We start from the raw sequence: 16,845 nt of genomic DNA on the forward strand, positions 1-16,845 counted from the left end.
CAGCAGGCACATGCACCGCACGATCAGCGCTGTCATTCGCCACACCATTGCCAGACTTCACAACAGTCAGACCAGTCGTCGTGCCGAACCCGAACCACTCATCCGAAGCCTGCAGATCCTTCCCCTCAGACTGACCCGTGACCGTCGCCGTGTTCTTGTAATCACCAGCAGCAACCGGACCATCAGCAGTGAACGTCACCGACGCACCAGCAGCCAACGTCCCGTCAAAACCAGCCGGGCTCTCGACCTGGCCAAGCCGATCATCATTGAGCACGACGCCTTCAGCAGGAACGTTCCCCGTATTCGTGACGGTGTAGTTGAACTTCACGTCGGAGGCGGCAGGAACTCTCACCGCTTTGTCCGCGGTTTCCGCTCGCGCACCGTTGCCAGTCTTGACAACCGTCAGACCGGTCTTCGTACCGAATCCGTACCAATCGTCATGCGCGGTGACGTCCTGTCCCGCCGACCTAGCCGTAGCGGTCGCCGTGTTCTTGTAATCGCCAGCAGCAACCGGACCATCAGCCGTGAACGTCACCGACGCACCAGCAGCCAACGTCCCATCGAAACCAGCCGGGCTCTCGACCGGACCAAGCCGATCATCATTGAGCACGACGCCTTCAGCAGGAACGTTCCCCGTATTCGTGACGGTGTACTTGAACGTGACATCAGACTCAGCGGGAACCCGAACAGCATCATCAGCACTCTCGTTGGACACCCCATTGCCGGTCTTCACCACGGTGAGGCCGGTCTCCACGGGGAACGGGTCGACGTTTGCAACCATTGTGTCTCCGTTGCCAGCCTCGTTCCAGGCCGAAACCCTGAACTGATAACTCTTCGACGGATCGAGTCCGGTGACCGTCGAAGAGTTCACAGTGTCGACCGGGGTATTGACCACTGCCCAGGTGACACCGTTGTCGGTCGACTGTTCGACGACGTAGTCCTTCAGCGGCGACTGTGCGACTGCGGTGACGCCAGTCGCCAATGCGTCCCAATCGAGCTTCACCGACGTGTTCGTCTGATCTGCGTACTGGGCTTTCAGCCCGGTGATGGGGTCAGGCGTTCGTGCGAAGATCTCCACCCGTGCGCTCGAAGTCCCTTCTGCGACGGTGAGATACATGAAGCCGCGGGAATCGAACGCGATGCCACGCACTGTGCTGAGCTGGCCGTCGGCGTTGCCCTGCCCGAAGGCCGAGAATCTTCCTGCGAACGTGCCACCAGAGGTGAAGACCGAAATCTGTCCGGATCGTTGCCCGACGTAGATGTCTCCGGAGCTCGGCTCGACCTGGATGGCGAAGGTCGCGTTAGTCTGATTGTCGCCGGTTGCGAGGTCGCCCAAGCCGATGGTGTCGATCACCTCGCACCGATCTCGGAGCGAGCCGGTCGGGTTGCCGACAGACTCAGTGGCGCACTTCGTCGGGTCGATCCGCTGGATGAAGCTCTGATTGCCGGCTCCCGGGTCGACATAGCCGACCAGCAGCGTGCCATCCTTCGGGTCAACCGCAATCGAGTACGGCGAACGGTAGCCGGCGTCAGCAGGATACAGCGTTGCAGCAGCCTGGTTGAGGTAGATATTGCGCACGAAGGTGCCATCTGCGTGATACTGCTTCAACAGTTCAGGAGTCTGACTCGTGACGATCATGTCGCCGTTCAGCATGCGTGCAATACCGACTGGGTAGTCGAACGACTGCGGGTCGTTGCGATTCGCCCAGTTATTGCCGGTGGGCCAGGTGGTCTTGCCGATCGCGCCAGCCTCGGTTCCGTCGGGGTTGACCATGCGGAGGGCGTGATTGGCGTGGTTCAGCCAGGCGTACCCGGCATCGGAGTCAAGCGTCCAGGCGACGCCGTCGTTGCTGACGGCCACACCACGCACTCCGCCGAACTGACCGCTTGGCATGTCGTTGCCGTCGAGAACCTGCGCGTCGGCGAGCGCGGCATAGTTCGCGCCGAGACCCGCGTTGATGCCATTGGCAGCGGCGCTGTAGGTTCCGTCGCCCTGATACTGCCCGATGCCCCAGTCAGGGTCAGTCGCGAGCGCATAACGATGAAGTTTGGAGTCGCCGACATAGCAGGCGTTTGAAGACTTCATGGTGCCTCCGTACCACACGCGACAGAGAAAACTGCTCGACGTCCACACGATCTTCGCGCTGTCGGTGACCCACAGCGACCCGTCTTTCGGGCTCAATGCGAGCCCATAGTTGTACACCGAGCCGGTGTCGGCCGAACGCGTCTCCACGTCGCCGGCGTAGCCCCAAAGGCCAGACCCGCGGGCCTTCCCGTCGGTCTGCGCAACGCTGGTCACGCCTTCGGGAGTCGACGAGACATCGACTCTTCCCACTTCCGCCTGCGCCGCCGCTGGCTGCACCAGAGCCATTCCTGATATAGCGATGGCACCGCTTAACAGCACCGCGCCAACTCGTCGCACACGCTTTGAGAGCGTCCTCTGCCATGAGAACTTCATGATTTCTTCCCCTAAACACAGCTGAAATGCACTTCGAATCGTGCACGCATGTTTCAACGCTATCAGAGGGACGCGACGGTCGACACCGTCATCTTCTCAGCTCTCGCCTCACCGACACTGACTCCTGACGCCGAGCATTCAACAGATGCCGACTCAGACGCACCGAGACGACGAAAGCCCCGGGCGAACCGGAGGGTTCGTCCGAGGCTTTCGAGCCGAATCGCAGGGCTGCTGCGTACCTCGGCAGAAGTCAGCTGGGTCTCAGCGGCGCAGGCCGAGGCGCTCGATCAGCTTGCGGTAACGATCGATGTCGACCTTCTGCAGGTAGCCGAGCATGCGACGGCGCTGGCCGACGAGCAGCAGCAGGCCACGACGTGAGTGATGGTCGTGCTTGTGCTCTTTCAGGTGCTCGGTGAGGTCGGTGATGCGACGGCTCAGCAGCGCAACCTGCACCTCGGGTGAGCCGGTGTCACCCTCGTGCGTCGCGTACTCGCTGATGATCTGCTGCTTGACATCAAGTGCCAGTGCCATGGTGATTCCTCTCACTCGCTGCGCGGTGCCGCTGAGGGAATTCTCAGTGGCGCTCTGGTTCCGCGGCCGATATACGGCGAACACTCGACTGTAGCACAGCCCGCGTCTCGTCGCAGTCCCGATGCATCTGCTCGATCAGCGGTTCGAGGCCCGTGAACGCGACCATACCGCGCAGCCGAGCCACGAAGACCACGCGAGCCCAGCGTCCGTAAAGATCGAAGTCGCCCACATGATCGTCGTCACGATCGATGACATGCGCCTCGACGGTTCGCGGCACGTCGTCGAAGGTCGGGTTCGTGCCCACCGAGACGGCCGCCGGGTACCGATGTACCTCACCCGTGTCTGCGCCGTCCGGCCCGCCGGCCGAGACGTCCAGCCAGCCTGCGTACACCCCGTCAGCGGGAACGAACCCCTCGACGCCACGCTGCTCGTGGGTGGCGGGGTCCTCCCCCGGCCCCAAGTTCGCCGTCGGGAACCCGAGCTCGCGACCGCGCTTCGCCCCGTGCACCACGAAACCGCCGACACTGGGCGACCGCCCGAGCACAGCGGCCGCCGTGTCGACGTCGCCCGCGCTCAGCGCCGCACGCACGCTCGACGACGAGAACTTCGGCTCGCCCGGCTGCGAGCGCAGCACGTCGGCGGCGATCACGTCGAATCCCAGGCGCACGCCTGCCTCGCGCAGCGTGTCGACATTGCCTGCGCCGAAGTGTCCGAAGCGAAAGTCCTCACCCACCAGCACCAGCTTGGCCTCGAGCCGCTCGACGATCACCTGCTGAATGAACTCCTCCGGCGTCAGCGACGCGAACGCACGGTCGAATGTCATGATGGCGAGCGCGTCAACACCGGTCTCGGCGATCAGCTGTGCCTGTCGGCGTTCGTCGGCCAGAGGCTGCGGGCATTTGTCCGGTGCGATCACGGCGAGCGGATGCCGATCGAACGTCGCGACGATAGAGGCCAGGCCGCGCTGTCGGGCCAGTTCGGTCAGCTGCGCGATGATCGCCTGATGACCACGATGCAGACCGTTGAACTTGCCGATCGTGACGGCGCTGGGCCCGAGATCCGACGCCTCTCGGTCGAGGTGCAGAACGCGCATCAGACGTTGTGCTCTGTGTCGGTCTTCGCCGCAGTGTCGGCAGAGCCGGCGACGCTCTGCGTACCCGGGCGGTGTCTGGCCAGCCACCAGAGGCCCAGCAGCGGCAGCACCAGCGGGATGAACCCGTAGCCCATGCCGAACCACGACCAGACCGTGCTCTCGATGCGTCCGTTCGGAGCATCAGGAGAGATGAACAGCTGCGGTGCCCAGGTCGTCAGCGCACCCACGACGAGCACGCCGACCAGCTCGAAGCCGATGGTGAGCAGCGCGATGCGGTGCCAGCCCGGCCGGTGATGGCGAGCCAGCGCGACGGTGGCCAGGATGTACACGAGAGCGGCGACTGCGCTCAGCGAGTACGCAAGCGGAGCGTGATTGAACTTCGTGAGAATCTGCACCAGTGACCGTGCGGTGGCCGCGAGCGCGAGAATCGCGTAGACCACGACCAGCAGTCGGCCGGCTCCGCTCAGCCGTGGCGATTCGTCGGCGTCACTGCGCGCGTCTTCGCCGCTCAATGGGGTGTGTGGGGTGAAAGCAGTCATCGGTCACTCATTCTAGTCAGCGTTCGAGGTGTCGCAGCAGCCGCTTCAGCCGACGCCGAGCGCCGTGGGCGCCAGGCCGGTCGCGCCCTGCAGAAACCAGATCTGGTCCATACGCCAGATCATCACCGCGATGGTGAGGGCCGCGATCGCGAGCACGACGTTCGACCACTTGGTGCGCTCGATGAGCCCCCAGAACACCGCGGCCGGCGGAATGATCAGCGCAGTCACCAGGTAGCCGACGAACTCGACTCCGCTGCCGGTCGGGCCGGGTCCCGTGTTCCACACCACGACCGTGACGACGATCTGTGCCACCAACAGCAGCTCGACCAGTGCGAGGCACCCAAGCGTCAGGTCGCTGGGAGCTCGCCCGACGAGCCCGAGCACGAGGCACAGAACGCCGACCCCGCAGCTCACGATGATCTGGGTCCACGTGAACCAGTCGATCAATGGTCTCGGCTTTCTTTCTGGACGTCTTCGCGCTTCGCGCGCTCTGTGGCCTGCGGTACGACGAGCACCGCCCGCGCCCGACCCCCGCGATTCTCCAGGATGCCGCGCAGCCCGCCAGCGTCGTCGAGGGCTGCGGTGAGCACCTTGGCGGTCGACGGATGCCGTGCCGCGCTGGCAGTGACCTGCTGCGGCGCCCCGGTCGGCTCGACACTCGGTGCCAGTCGTTTGCCGTGGCCGAGGTCGACGGCCTCCTGACTGGTCAGCAACCGGGTCGGGAAGACCGCGCTCGCCGCCTGGCCGAGCGTGAGCGTGGGCGGCGTCTCGACCTGCTCGATCGGCACCTCACGGCCGGGCAGAACCGCGGCATCCGCCACATCGAACGGCCCCACGCGCACACGCCGCAACGCGGTCAGGTGCCCGCCCACGCCCAGCGCACGACCGAGGTCGCGGGCGAGCGCACGAATGTACGTGCCCGAGCTGCAGTGCACCCGCGCATCGACGTCGACGAATCCCTCTTCGCCGCGGCGCACGTCGGTCACGGCGAACTCGTGGATCGTGACCGGCCGAGGTTCGAGTTCGACGCCCTCGCCTGCTCGCACCCGTGCATACGAACGCACGCCGTTCACCTTGATCGCACTGACCGACGAGGGCACCTGGTCGATGGCGCCGCTCAGCTGCGTCGCAACGATCTCGCGAATGCCGCTCTCGGTCACCGTGCGCAGCATCGCGGCGTCGGCCTGCTCGGTGATGTCGCCCTCGGCGTCATCGGTGACGGTCGCCTGGCCGAGTCGAATGGTCGCCTCGTAAACCTTGTCGAGCCCGACCAGATAGGTGAGCAGCTTCGTGCCGCGGTCGACGCCCAGTATCAGCAGCCCGGTGGCCATCGGATCGAGTGTGCCCGCGTGCCCCACGCGTCGCGTGGCGAAGATGCGCCGGCCTCGGGCGACCACGTCGTGGCTGGTCCAGCCCTGCGGCTTGTCGACGAGAACGATGGCATCGGGCATGGTCTCCAGTCTGCCACAGGGTTTCACCCGGCTTTCGCATACAGCGGTCTCTGCGCCGTAGAATCGCCCCATGAACGACGAGGTCACCCCCGCACAGACGCACGCTCCCCATCGCTCCAGCGACTCCTCTCCCGGCTCGGAGTCCTCTCCCGGTTCGGCTTCACCGGCACGCATCGCGGTCATCGGCTGCGGATCGATCGGGGGCGCGATGGCTGCGGCTCTCGATCGGGCAGGCTTCCAGGTCACCGTGACCGCTCGCGGTGCGCACCTGGCGGCGATTCAGGGCGAGGGGCTGCGAATGACCGGAGCGTTCGGCGACCATGTGGCGCACGTGCAGGCGGTGCCGGTGCTCGATGCGGCTCCCGATCTCGCCATCCTCACCACGAAGGCGCAGGATGCGGCAGCGGCGTTGGCCGACAACGCCGCGTGGCTGCGTGGTGTGACGCTGCTGGTGGTGCAGAACGGAGTCGAGGGCCCCACCACCGCCCACGAGGTGGTCGACGGGGCGAGCGTGCTGAGCGGCACCTCGTCGATCGGTGCCAATGTGCCTCGCCCGGGCGTCGTCGACGTCACCACGCCGGGCCCGACAGTGGTGTGCCCCGGCCCCGGCAGCGATCTGACCGAGGCTCGACGGGTCGTCTCGCTGCTGCAGTCGGCACTGCCCGCGCGTGCCGTCGAGAACACCGACGGCGTGCTCTGGACGAAGCTGATCGTCAACCAGGTCAACGCACTGCCTGCGATCACGGGGCTGAGCATTCAGCAGACGATCGCCGACGACCGACTGCGCCGGGTGCTCGTCGCCTCGATGCGCGAGGCCGTGCGGATCGCGCACGACTCAGGCATTCGCTTCGGCGGCGCGCAGGGGCTCGACGACAGCATGCTGACCGTGCTGGCCGAGGCACCGGCGGTCACGGCCGAATTCGTTCCGCTGCTGCTGGCTCAGCGCATGGGCGACGTGCCGAACACCGGCTCGACGCTGCAGTCAGTCGTCAGCGGCCGCACCACCGAGATCGATCACCTGCACGGAGCGGTGGTGCGCGCAGCCGAGCAGATCGGCCGACGTGCGCCCGTCAACGCGCTGTTGGTGCGGCTCGTGCACGAAGTCGAGAACGCCGCCCGGAGCGTTGACGGCAGGCCGGCGTTCCGCACGATCGACCAAGTCTGGGCCGAGGTCGAAGACCTGCTCTGACCGAGGCTTGTTCAGGCCTGACCTGCCGATTCGTCCTCAGACTCTTCGCCCGGCTTGCGGTAGGGATCGGCCTCGCCTGCGAAGCTCGACCCCTCTGAGGCCTTGCGTGCCGCATCGTCGCGCTCGTGCGCCGTCTGCAGCAGCGCCTCGATGTGTGCGGCGTTCTCGGGAATGGCGTCGAGGATGAACTCGATCGACGGGGTCAGTCGCAGCTTGATGTTGCGCCCGATCTCAGTGCGAATCATGCCGGTCGCGCTGCGCAGCGCGGCCTCGGTGTCAGCGCGCTCCTCGTCTGTGCCGAGCACCGTGTAGAAGATGCTCGCGTGCTGCAGATCGCCGGTCACCTTCACGTCGGTCACCGTCACGAAGCCGAGTCGAGGGTCTTTGACTCCGCGATCAAGCGTCTGAGCGACGACGACCTTGATGCGGTCGGCGACTCGTTCTGCGCGGCCAGCGGTCTGAGCCATGATGTTCTCCTCGGTTCGGTCTGTCGGGGCGATGGTGTCGGCCCCGTGTCGATGGTAGTTCACTCCCGGTCTCGCCGTGAACTGTGCGCAGAACGGTGGTCGCGGGGTGCGTCCGGTGACAGAGAAGCGCCCGCACCGCCGGGTTCCGGTGGTGCGGGCGCTTCTGTCAGAGCCTCAGCCGCTCAGGCTGGGTTCAGTCGCGCGGCTTCTCGCGCATCTCGTAGGTCTCGATCTCGTCGCCGACCTGGATGTCGTTGAAGCTGCCGAGCCCGATGCCGCACTCGACGCCCTTGATCACCTCGGTGACGTCGTCTTTGAAACGACGCAGCGATTCGATCGTGAGGTTGTCGCCGTGCACGACGCCGTCGCGCAGCACGCGCGCCTTCGAATTGCGCGTGACCTTGCCGGTCTGCACGAGCGTACCGGCGATGTTGCCGAACTTCGACGAACGGAACACCTCGCGGATCTCGGCCGTACCGGTGTGCACCTCTTCGAACTCCGGCTTGAGCAGGCCCTTGAGGGCCCCCTCGATGTCGTCGATCGCATCGTAGATGACCGAGTAGAACCGGATGTCGACGCCCTCTTTGTGCGCGGCCTCACGAGCCTTGCCGTCAGGACGCACGTTGAAGCCGATGACGATCGCGTTGTCGACCGTGGCCAGGTTGACGTCGCTCTCGGTGATCGCGCCGACACCACGGTGGATGATGCGCAGCTGCACCGAGTCGTCGACCTCGATCTTGAGCAGCGACTCCTCCAACGCCTCGACGGCACCGGAGACATCGCCCTTGATGATGAGGTTGAGGGTCTCGACCTTGCCTTCTTCGAGAGCCTTGGTGAAGTCTTCCAGGCTGATGCGCTTGCGGCTCTTGGCGAGCAGGGCGTTGCGCTGGGCGGCTTCACGCTTCTCGGCGATCTGACGGGCCGTGCGGTCGTCTTCGGTCACCAGGATGTTGTCGCCGGCGCGGGGCACCGAGGTGAGCCCCAGCACCTGCACCGGACGCGATGGCCCGGCATCCTGCATGTTCTCGCCGTTCTCATCGAACATGGCGCGCACACGCCCGTAGGCGGTGCCCGCAACGATGGCGTCACCGACGTGCAGGGTGCCGTTCTGCACCAGCACGGTGGCGACCGCACCGCGACCCTTGTCGAGGTTCGCCTCGATCGCCACGCCGCGCGCCTCACGCTCGGGGTTCGCGACCAGATCAAGCCCGGCATCCGCCGTCAGCAGAATCGCGTCGAGCAGATCGTCGATGCCGATGTTGCTCTTGGCCGAGACGTCGACGAACATCGTGTCGCCGCCGTACTCTTCGGCGACCAGGCCGAACTCGGTCAGCTGCTGGCGGATCTTCGCCGGATTCGCATCGGGCTTGTCGATCTTGTTGACGGCGACCACGATCGGCACGTCAGCGGCCTGGGCGTGGTTCAGCGCCTCGACCGTCTGCGGCATCACGCCGTCGTCAGCGGCCACCACCAGCACGGCGATGTCTGTCACCTTGGCACCGCGGGCACGCATGGCGGTGAACGCCTCGTGACCGGGGGTGTCGATGAAGGTGATGGCACGTTCGTGACCCTCATGCTCGGTCTGGACCTGGTAGGCACCGATGTGCTGGGTGATGCCGCCGGCCTCACCGGCGAGCACCTTGGTGTGCCGGATCGCATCGAGCAGTCGCGTCTTACCGTGATCGACGTGCCCCATGACGGTCACCACCGGAGGACGCTCCACGAGATCTTCGGGATCGTCGGCGTCTTCGAGGTCGATGTCGAACTGCTCGAGCAGCTCTTTGTCTTCGTCTTCAGGGCTGACGATCTGGATCTTGAAGCCGAGCTCGGCCCCAAGCAGCTGGAACGTGTCTTCGTCGAGCGACTCGGTGGCCGTGGCCATCTCGCCCAAGTGGAAGAGCACGGTGACCAACGATGCCGGGTTCGCACCGATCTTGTCGGCGAAGTCGGTCAGAGAGGCACCGCGACGCAGACGAATGATCTGCTCGCCGTTGCCGCGTGGCACCTTGACGCCGCCGAGCGTCGGGGCCTCCATCTGCTCGAACTCTTGCCGTTTCGTCCGCTTCGACTTGCGAGACTTGCCCGAGCGGCCTCCGCCGCGTCCGAACGCACCAGCTGTGCCGCCACGACCGCGACCACCGGGGCCGGGACGACCGCCGCCACCGCCGCGATTCGCGAAGCCGGGACCGCCACCCTGACCAGGACGATGCGGCCCACCGCTGAAGCCGCCCTGACCGGGACGCGGCCGAGCGCCGCCGCCCTGGCCGACGCGGTGCGGACCGCTGCCGCTGCCAGCGCCGCGACGCGGACCGAAGCCCTGTCCGGGACGCGGAGCGTGCGGGCGAGGACCGCCGCCGGCACCGGGACGCGGGGCGTGCGGACGAGGACCCGGACGGGGACCGCCGCTGTGCTTGGGCGAGAACGGGTTGTTCGCCGGTCGCGGCGCGCGCGGGCGCGGAATCGAACCGGGCGAAGGCCGCGGGATCGGCGAATGCGGCTTCTGCCCGTCGGAGTCAGACGTGCCTGCCTCTGCGGCCTGCGGTGCCGGACGGGCCGGTGCCGGAGCGGCAGGGGTACGCTTCTCGGCAGCGGGCTTCGGCGCCGCCGGAGATGCCGGTGCCGACGGAGCCGGCTGAGCCGAGCGCCCGGGACGAGCGGCTCTGGGAGCCGGGCTGGGCGTCTTGTCCGGAGCAGATGCCGTATCGGCCTCGGCTGCTGACTTCGCAGCAGTCGTGCGGGCGCCGGGCTTCGGCGCCGAGCTCTTCGCCGCCGTGCTGCGAGCAGCAGGCTTCTTGGCCGCGGCGGGCTTCTTGTCGTCTGCGGATTTCTGCTGCGGGAAGGCAGCCTTCAGTTTGCGCACGACTGGTGGTTCCAGGCTCGAAGAGGGGCCCTTGACGAACTCTCCCATGTCGTTGAGCTTGGCCAGCAGCTCTTTGCTCGTGACGCCGAGTTGCTTCGCAATCTCGTGTACGCGTGGTTTTGCCACAATTCTCCTGTCTCAGGTCTGCACCCGAGAGCGGGAGCAGACAATTACCTCTGACGTCTCATTTCGAGCCGTTCATTATGCGTCCATAAGCCGAATCAGCCTGTTCTGTGTGGATTCCGACATGCACATCGGGCACATGTCCAGTACGTCATCCTAGCGTGTTCTGGCTCAGACGCACAGCACCGGCGTGCCGTCTCGTGAAGACGGACACGCCGGCGCTTCGCGAAACCGAATCAGTTGTCGGCTTGGATGTCGATCTTGGCTCCGGTGAGCTTGGCCGCGAGACGGGCGTTCTGCCCCTCTTTTCCGATGGCCAGGGAAAGCTGGCTCTCTGGCACGAAGGCCCGCACAGCCCGCTGATCGGCGTCGAGCACCTCGGTGCGCGTCACCTTGGCGGGCGAGAGCGCACTGGCCACGAAAGCACCCAGGTCCTCGTTGGAGTCGACGATGTCGATCTTCTCGCCGTTCAGCTCTGCGGTCACCGCGCGCACACGCTGCCCCAGCTCGCCGATGCAGGCGCCCTTGGCGTTGATGCCGGGCTCGGTCGCACGAACCGCGATCTTGGTGCGGTGACCCGCCTCACGTGCGAGCGAGGTGATCTCGACGGCACCGGCGTGGATCTCAGGCACCTCGAGCTCGAAGAGCCCGCGGACCAACCCTGGATGGGTGCGGCTGACGGTGATGGTCGGCCCTTTGGCTGTGCGTGCGACCTGCGCGATGAACACGCGCAGGCGATCACCGTGGCGGTAGTGCTCGCCGGGCACCTGCTCTTCGGGCGGAAGCACCCCTTCGGCCGACCCCAGGTCGATCGGTATCAGACGAGGATTCTGTCCCTGCTGCACCACGCCAGCGGCGATGGTGCCCTCGCGATCTTTGTACTCGCCGAGCAGACTGTCGTCGGCCAGCGCGCGCAGGCGCTGGTTGATCTCCTGCCGAGCGGCGAGCGCGGCGACGCGTCCGAAGTCGTGCGGGGTGACATCGGTCTCACCGATGTCGTTGCCGTCTTCATCGGTCTGCCGTTCGAGAACGGCGACCTGCCCGGTCTTGCGATTGATCTCGACTCGGGCCGCAGACGTGTGGCCGGTGTGCTTCTGGTATGCAGTGAGAATCGCCTGCTCGAGAATCTCCAGCAGTTCGTTCAGGGGAATACCCTGTTCGCTCTCGAGAAGACGAAGTGCACTCAGATCGATATTCATACCGCCTCCTCTATTCAGCTGAGATGTTCAGTGTCGAACACCCTATCTTAGCGGGTCGTCAGACCTGCCGCTCCATGTGCGCCGGCAGCTCAGTCGCGACCGAGACGACGACGCAGCTCAGCCACGGCATCCTCGAGCGCGATCGGCTGCTTCGTGCCGGCGCGACGGTCCCAGAGCTCGAGCTGACCGTCGGCGAGACCTTTGCCCACCACGAGCACGTGCGGCATGCCCAGAAGCTCGGCGTCTTTGAACTTCGCTCCGGGCGAGACCTTGGGCCGATCGTCGAAGAGCACCTCGATGCCGACGCGCTCCAGCTCGTCGGCCAGATCGGAGCCGACGCGGTAGACATCGTCGCCCTTGCCGGTCGAGACGATGTGCACCTGGAACGGAGCGACCGCCTCTGGCCAGACCAGCCCTTTCTCGTCGCGATTCGCCTCGGCGAGAACGGCGAGCAGACGTGTGACCCCGATGCCGTATGACCCCATGGTCACAGTGACGAGCTTGCCGTTGCGATCGAGCACCTGCAGCCCGAGGGCCTCGGCATACTTACGACCGAGCTGGAAGACATGCCCGATCTCGACGCCGCGCGCAGCTCTCAGCGGGCCTGACCCGTCGGGAGCAGGGTCGCCGTCGCGCACGTTCGCCACATCTGCGATGCCGTCGGCGACGAAGTCGCGACCGGCCACGACGTGCAGCGCATGGCGGCGCTCGGCATTCGCGCCGGTGACCCACTCGGTGCCGGCTGAGACGCGAGGATCGACCAGATAGCGGATGCCGTCGACCGAACGCTCCCCCAGCGCGTAGGTGCCGGTCTCATCGGCCTGCGGACCGATGTAGCCGCGCACCAGGCCCGGATGGTGCTCGAAGTCGGCTTCGACAGCGGGTTCGACCTCTGCCGGAGCGAAGGCGATCTCGGCACGTTTCAGATCGACGTCGCGGTCACCGGGCAGGCCGACGACCACGAGCTCGCGCTTGCCGTCAGGGTGTGTGAGAGCGAGCACGACGTTCTTCAGCGTGTCGCCCGCCTGCCACTGTCCGTCGTGTTCGTCTGCATAGCGGTCGTTCAGCAGTGCGACCAGCGACTCGATCGTCGGGGCGTCAGGGGTGTCGACCGTCTGTGCCTCAGGCACGTGGCTGGCGTCGACCGGGTCTGCCGGATGCACGCTGACGGCCTCGACGTTGGCGGCGTAGCCGGCGTCGGTGTAGACGAAGGTGTCTTCGCCGATCGGCGACGGCGAGAGGAACTCCTCGCTCTTCGAACCGCCCATGGGCCCCGCGTCGGCCTTGACTGCGACGTATTTGACGCCCAGTCGGGTGAAGATGCGCTCGTAGGCGTCGCGCATGATCTGGTAGCTCTCATCGAGCCCCGCGTCGTCGACGTCAAACGAGTAGGCGTCTTTCATGACGAACTCTCGGCCGCGCAGCAGACCGGCGCGAGGGCGCGCCTCATCGCGGTACTTGGTCTGAATCTGGAAGAGGCTGACCGGCAGGTCTTTGTACGACGAGTAGAGATCTTTCACCAGCAGCGTGAAGACCTCTTCGTGCGTGGGGGCCAGCAGATAGTCGGCCTCTTTGCGGTCTTTGAGCGTGAAGATGTTGTCGCCGTATTCGTCCCAGCGCCCGGTGACTTGGTAGGGCTCACGCGGCAGCAGCCCGGGAAAGTGCACCTCCTGCGAGCCGGCGGCCTCCATCTCGGCGCGCACCACGGCCTCGACCTTGCGCAGCGCGCGCAGCCCCAGCGGCAGCCATGCGAAGATGCCCGGCGCCTCGCGTCGGATGTAGCCGGCGCGCACGAGCAGTTTGTGGCCCGCCACCTCGGCATCGTTGGGGTCTTCGCGCAGGGTGCGCAGGAACAGGTTCGACAGGCGTGTGGGCACTGGGCTGGGTCTTTCTCTGAACGGTCTGGGCTGTTCGCTGTGAGCAGCCAGCTCTCATCGTACCGCGTCGACCCAGCCGTCTCACATGAAGCGGTCGGGCAGGTTCTCCGGGTCTTTCTCAGGAGGCGGCCCTTTGAAACGAATCGCTGCGCCGAGCAGGATCATGATGCAGAGACCGTCGAGAATCCACCACAGCCACATCTGCATCTGCCAGAGCGGCAGGAAGACCAGTGCCACGAAGCTCAGGGCGACGCCCCATGCCCGATGCTGTGTGCGATACATCAGCGAGGCCATGATGATCGACATGACCACCACGGCCATGCCGAAGATGCGGTGCAGCAGCACCGCCTGACCGTCGAGCTGCACGAAGACGAGCACGATGCCGATGGCCGCCGACACGATGCCCATCGGCCGAAAGCCCCGCATGCCGTCGGGAACATGACTCTGATCGCTCATGCCGTCACCACCTCTACTCCGGAGCCTTCACTGGGGGTCATGCCCTCGGCGAGACGGTTCGCCTCGGCGATGAGCGTCTCGACGATGTCGGCCTCGGGCACCGTCTTGACGACCTCGCCCTTAACGAAGATCTGCCCTTTGCCGTTGCCGCTGGCCACTCCGAGATCGGCGTCGCGAGCTTCGCCCGGGCCGTTGACCACACAGCCCATGACGGCCACGCGCAGCGGCACCTTCATGCCTTCGAGGCCCTCGGTGACGCGTTCGGCCAGCGTGTAGACGTCGACCTGGGCGCGACCGCACGACGGGCACGAGACGATCTCGAGCTTGCGCTCTCTGAGGTTCAGCGACTCTAGAATCTTCAGGCCCACGCGCACCTCTTCGATCGGCGGTGCCGAGAGCGACACACGGATCGTGTCGCCGATGCCCTGTGCCAGCAGCACACCGAACGCGACCGACGACTTGATCGTGCCCTGGAACGCCGGCCCTGCCTCGGTCACACCGAGGTGGAGCGGCCAGTCGCCCTGTTCGGAGAGCATGCGATAGGTCTCGATCATCACGACGGGGTCGTGATGCTTGACCGAGATTGCGAAGTCGTGAAACCCCACTTCTTCGAACAGCGACGCCTCCCACACGGCAGACTCGACCATGGCCTCCGGAGTGGCCTTGCCGTACTTCTGCATCAGTCGTTTGTCGAGCGAGCCGGCGTTGACGCCGATGCGCAGCGCGACCCCGGCATCCGACGCCGCCTTGGCGATGTCGGCGATCTTGTCGTCGAATTTGCGGATGTTGCCGGGATTCACGCGCACTGCGGCGCAGCCCGCCTCGATCGCCTGAAAGACGTAGCGTGGCTGAAAGTGGATGTCGGCGACCACGGGGATGTTCGACTGCTGCGCGATGATCGGCAGCGCGTCGGCGTCGTCCTGGCTGGGCACGGCGACACGCACGATGTCGCAGCCCGCCGCGGTGAGCTCGGCGATCTGCTGAAGTGTGCCTCCGATGTCGGTGGTCTTGGTGGTGCACATCGACTGCACGCTGATCGGAGCGTCACCGCCGACGGCGACCTTTCCGACCTGGATCTGACGGGTCTTGCGTCGGGGCGCCAGCACGCGGGCCGGCCCCTTGGGCATCCCGAGATCGACAGCGGTCACGATGGCCTCCTTCATTCGGCGCGCGATGCGCCGATGCTCTGCAAGTCTAGAACGCCCGACCAATTCGATCTGCTGAGATCAGGCTGATGGGTGTCAGCCTCGTCAGCCGAGCACCTGGATCGGTTTCACGAGGTCGGCGTAGATCAGCAGCACACCCATCAGGGTGAGCGCGCCGAAGACGACCAGGGTGAGCGGCATCAGGCGGGCGGTGTCGAACGGCCCTGGGTCTCGACGCCCGAACAGTCGCGCGAGGCGGCGACGCAGCCCCTCGTAGAGCGCCCCGATGATGTGCCCGCCGTCGAGCGGCATCAGCGGAATCATGTTGAACGCGAAGAGCACCACGTTGAGCGATGCGGCCAGACCGACCAGGCTGGCCACCTTGTCGGTCAGGCCGATCTGGTCGCTCGAGGTGAGCTCACCGGCGACCCGGCCGACGCCGACGATGCTCATCGGCCCGTCGGGGTCGCGGGCTTCGCTGCCGAAGGCGGCCTGGGCGGCTCCGACCAGCTTCTGCGGCATCGAGATGATGCCCTCCCACGCCAGCTGCAGGTTGTCCCGCATCGCTGGAACGGCTGCGGTCACCGGCTGACGCACGCGTTCTGACGTGGGTGTGATGCCGATGAAGCCGACCGTCTCAGTCTTCTTCTGCCCGTCGGCGTCGCGTTCGACTCGACCGAACTTGTCGTAGACGAATCGCTCAACCGGCTGCGGGGTCAGGCTCACCGTCTGCACCTGCCCGTCGCGAAGCAGGGTCACGCTGACCGTCTGCCCGGCGAGCGGCTGCACGATCGACTGCACGTCGCTCCACCGTTCGACGTCTTCGCCATTGATGACGAGCAGCTGGTCTCCCGGCTTCAGGCCGGCTTCGGCGCCGGGTGCCGCCGGGTCGTCGGGTCGGCAGTCGCTGCGCTGCTCGGTCGTCGGCAGCACGCACTGGCTGACGCTCGACAGCGACGTCGTCGACTGCACCGTGCCGAAGGCGCTGACCAGCACGGCGTAACAGACCAGAGCGATGATCAGGTTCATCAGCGGCCCGCCGAACATGATCAGCAGTCGCTTCCAGACCGCCTGTCGGTAGAACGCCCGATGCTCTTCGCCGGGCGGGATGGTCTCGGCGCTGGCACGCCGTGCTCCGCGCACCATCTCGGCCAGTCGCCCCCGGGAGACCCGCACCGGCTCGCCGTCCGGCCGCGCGTCTGGGGCCGGCGGGTACATGCCGATCATCGAGATGTAGCCGCCGAGGGGAATCGCTTTGAAGCCGTACTCGGTCTCGCCGCGCCGCCACGAGAAGAGCGTCGGCCCGAAGCCGATCATGTACTGGTTGACGCGAATGCCGAAACGCTTGGCCCAGAAGAGGTGCCCCAGCTCATGCAGGGCGATCGACGCTGCCACGACGAAGGCGATCGCGACGATGCCGATGATGTACCAGAGAACCTGCATGATGACCGAGCCTA

Annotated in this window: 14 protein-coding genes; 1 reads left to right on the forward strand and 13 read right to left on the reverse strand. The window is 66.0% G+C overall.

Going from position 1 to position 16,845, the window contains the following annotated elements:
* The 6 genes from F8O06_RS11505 to truB all read right to left on the reverse strand — a co-directional run.
* The coding region (locus F8O06_RS11505; protein ID WP_192496945.1) for a fibronectin type III domain-containing protein at positions 1 to 2,335 on the reverse strand (2,335 nt) is incomplete at its 3' end.
* Positions 2,336 to 2,719: 384 nt separating this feature from the next.
* Positions 2,720 to 2,989 (reverse strand): 30S ribosomal protein S15, encoded by a 270-nt coding sequence (gene rpsO / locus F8O06_RS11510; RefSeq protein WP_158030926.1) that lies wholly within the window; start codon positions 2,987 to 2,989, stop codon positions 2,720 to 2,722.
* Positions 2,990 to 3,032: 43 nt separating this feature from the next.
* On the reverse strand, positions 3,033 to 4,082 hold the full coding sequence (locus F8O06_RS11515; protein WP_158038709.1) for a bifunctional riboflavin kinase/FAD synthetase: 1,050 nt from the start codon (positions 4,080 to 4,082) through the stop codon (positions 3,033 to 3,035).
* A complete protein-coding gene (locus tag F8O06_RS11520; protein WP_225733500.1) occupies positions 4,082 to 4,621 on the reverse strand; it encodes a hypothetical protein in 540 nt (179 codons plus the stop codon). Before F8O06_RS11520 ends, F8O06_RS11515 begins: the two co-directional genes overlap by 1 nt.
* A gap of 45 nt (positions 4,622 to 4,666) precedes the next feature.
* Complete coding sequence (locus F8O06_RS11525; protein ID WP_158038710.1) at positions 4,667 to 5,068, reverse strand: hypothetical protein; 402 nt, start codon at positions 5,066 to 5,068, stop codon at positions 4,667 to 4,669.
* The gene (gene truB, locus F8O06_RS11530; RefSeq protein ID WP_158038711.1) at positions 5,065 to 6,072 is read right to left on the reverse strand and encodes a tRNA pseudouridine(55) synthase TruB; all 1,008 of its coding nucleotides are present in this window, start codon (positions 6,070 to 6,072) and stop codon (positions 5,065 to 5,067) included. The genes F8O06_RS11525 and truB overlap by 4 nt, the downstream gene beginning before the upstream one ends.
* Before the next feature lie 70 nt (positions 6,073 to 6,142).
* Here truB and F8O06_RS11535 point away from each other — a divergent pair, with 70 nt between their 5' ends.
* Positions 6,143 to 7,261 (forward strand): ketopantoate reductase family protein, encoded by a 1,119-nt coding sequence (locus tag F8O06_RS11535; protein ID WP_158038712.1) that lies wholly within the window; start codon positions 6,143 to 6,145, stop codon positions 7,259 to 7,261.
* An 11-nt stretch (positions 7,262 to 7,272) separates the two neighbouring features.
* Here F8O06_RS11535 and rbfA read toward each other — a convergent pair whose 3' ends face one another.
* The 7 genes from rbfA to F8O06_RS11570 all read right to left on the reverse strand — a co-directional run bounded on the left by rbfA (position 7,273) and on the right by F8O06_RS11570 (position 16,831).
* Positions 7,273 to 7,728, reverse strand: a complete 456-nt coding sequence (gene rbfA / locus F8O06_RS11540) for a 30S ribosome-binding factor RbfA (RefSeq protein WP_158030921.1) — start codon at positions 7,726 to 7,728, stop codon at positions 7,273 to 7,275.
* A 193-nt stretch (positions 7,729 to 7,921) separates the two neighbouring features.
* Complete coding sequence (gene infB / locus F8O06_RS11545) at positions 7,922 to 10,714, reverse strand: translation initiation factor IF-2 (protein WP_158038713.1); 2,793 nt, start codon at positions 10,712 to 10,714, stop codon at positions 7,922 to 7,924.
* Between the two features lie 233 nt (positions 10,715 to 10,947).
* A complete protein-coding gene (nusA, locus tag F8O06_RS11550; protein WP_158038714.1) occupies positions 10,948 to 11,910 on the reverse strand; it encodes a transcription termination factor NusA in 963 nt (320 codons plus the stop codon).
* Positions 11,911 to 11,999: 89 nt separating this feature from the next.
* Entirely contained in the window at positions 12,000 to 13,787 is a 1,788-nt protein-coding gene (locus F8O06_RS11555; RefSeq protein ID WP_192496946.1) for a proline--tRNA ligase, read from the reverse strand.
* Between the two features lie 81 nt (positions 13,788 to 13,868).
* Entirely contained in the window at positions 13,869 to 14,243 is a 375-nt protein-coding gene (locus tag F8O06_RS11560) for a hypothetical protein (protein ID WP_158038715.1), read from the reverse strand.
* Entirely contained in the window at positions 14,240 to 15,370 is a 1,131-nt protein-coding gene (gene ispG / locus F8O06_RS11565; RefSeq protein ID WP_158031788.1) for a flavodoxin-dependent (E)-4-hydroxy-3-methylbut-2-enyl-diphosphate synthase, read from the reverse strand. Before ispG ends, F8O06_RS11560 begins: the two co-directional genes overlap by 4 nt.
* Positions 15,371 to 15,493: 123 nt before the next feature.
* Positions 15,494 to 16,831 carry a M50 family metallopeptidase gene (locus F8O06_RS11570; protein WP_158038716.1) on the reverse strand — a complete coding sequence of 446 codons (1,338 nt, stop codon included), beginning with the start codon at positions 16,829 to 16,831 and terminating at the stop codon, positions 15,494 to 15,496.
* Between the last annotated feature and the right edge of the window lie 14 nt (positions 16,832 to 16,845).

Origin of the sequence: Pseudoclavibacter sp. CFCC 14310, assembly GCF_008831165.1 — a bacterium.
Taxonomy (GTDB): domain Bacteria; phylum Actinomycetota; class Actinomycetes; order Actinomycetales; family Microbacteriaceae; genus Pseudoclavibacter_A.

Bases quoted from the DNA above. Each gene is read 5' to 3' on its own strand.
- F8O06_RS11515 (WP_158038709.1), bottom strand. From the start codon at position 4,082: ATGCGCGTTCTGCACCTCGACCGAGAGGCGTCGGATCTCGGGCCCAGC.
- nusA (WP_158038714.1), bottom strand. From the start codon at position 11,910: ATGAATATCGATCTGAGTGCACTTCGTCTTCTCGAGAGCGAACAGGGT.
- F8O06_RS11520 (WP_225733500.1), bottom strand. From the start codon at position 4,621: ATGACTGCTTTCACCCCACACACCCCATTGAGCGGCGAAGACGCGCGC.
- rbfA (WP_158030921.1), bottom strand. From the start codon at position 7,728: ATGGCTCAGACCGCTGGCCGCGCAGAACGAGTCGCCGACCGCATCAAG.
- ispG (WP_158031788.1), bottom strand. From the start codon at position 15,370: ATGCCCAAGGGGCCGGCCCGCGTGCTGGCGCCCCGACGCAAGACCCGT.
- F8O06_RS11535 (WP_158038712.1), top strand. From the start codon at position 6,143: ATGAACGACGAGGTCACCCCCGCACAGACGCACGCTCCCCATCGCTCC.
- F8O06_RS11560 (WP_158038715.1), bottom strand. From the start codon at position 14,243: ATGAGCGATCAGAGTCATGTTCCCGACGGCATGCGGGGCTTTCGGCCG.
- rpsO (WP_158030926.1), bottom strand. From the start codon at position 2,989: ATGGCACTGGCACTTGATGTCAAGCAGCAGATCATCAGCGAGTACGCG.
- F8O06_RS11570 (WP_158038716.1), bottom strand. From the start codon at position 16,831: ATGCAGGTTCTCTGGTACATCATCGGCATCGTCGCGATCGCCTTCGTC.
- truB (WP_158038711.1), bottom strand. From the start codon at position 6,072: ATGCCCGATGCCATCGTTCTCGTCGACAAGCCGCAGGGCTGGACCAGC.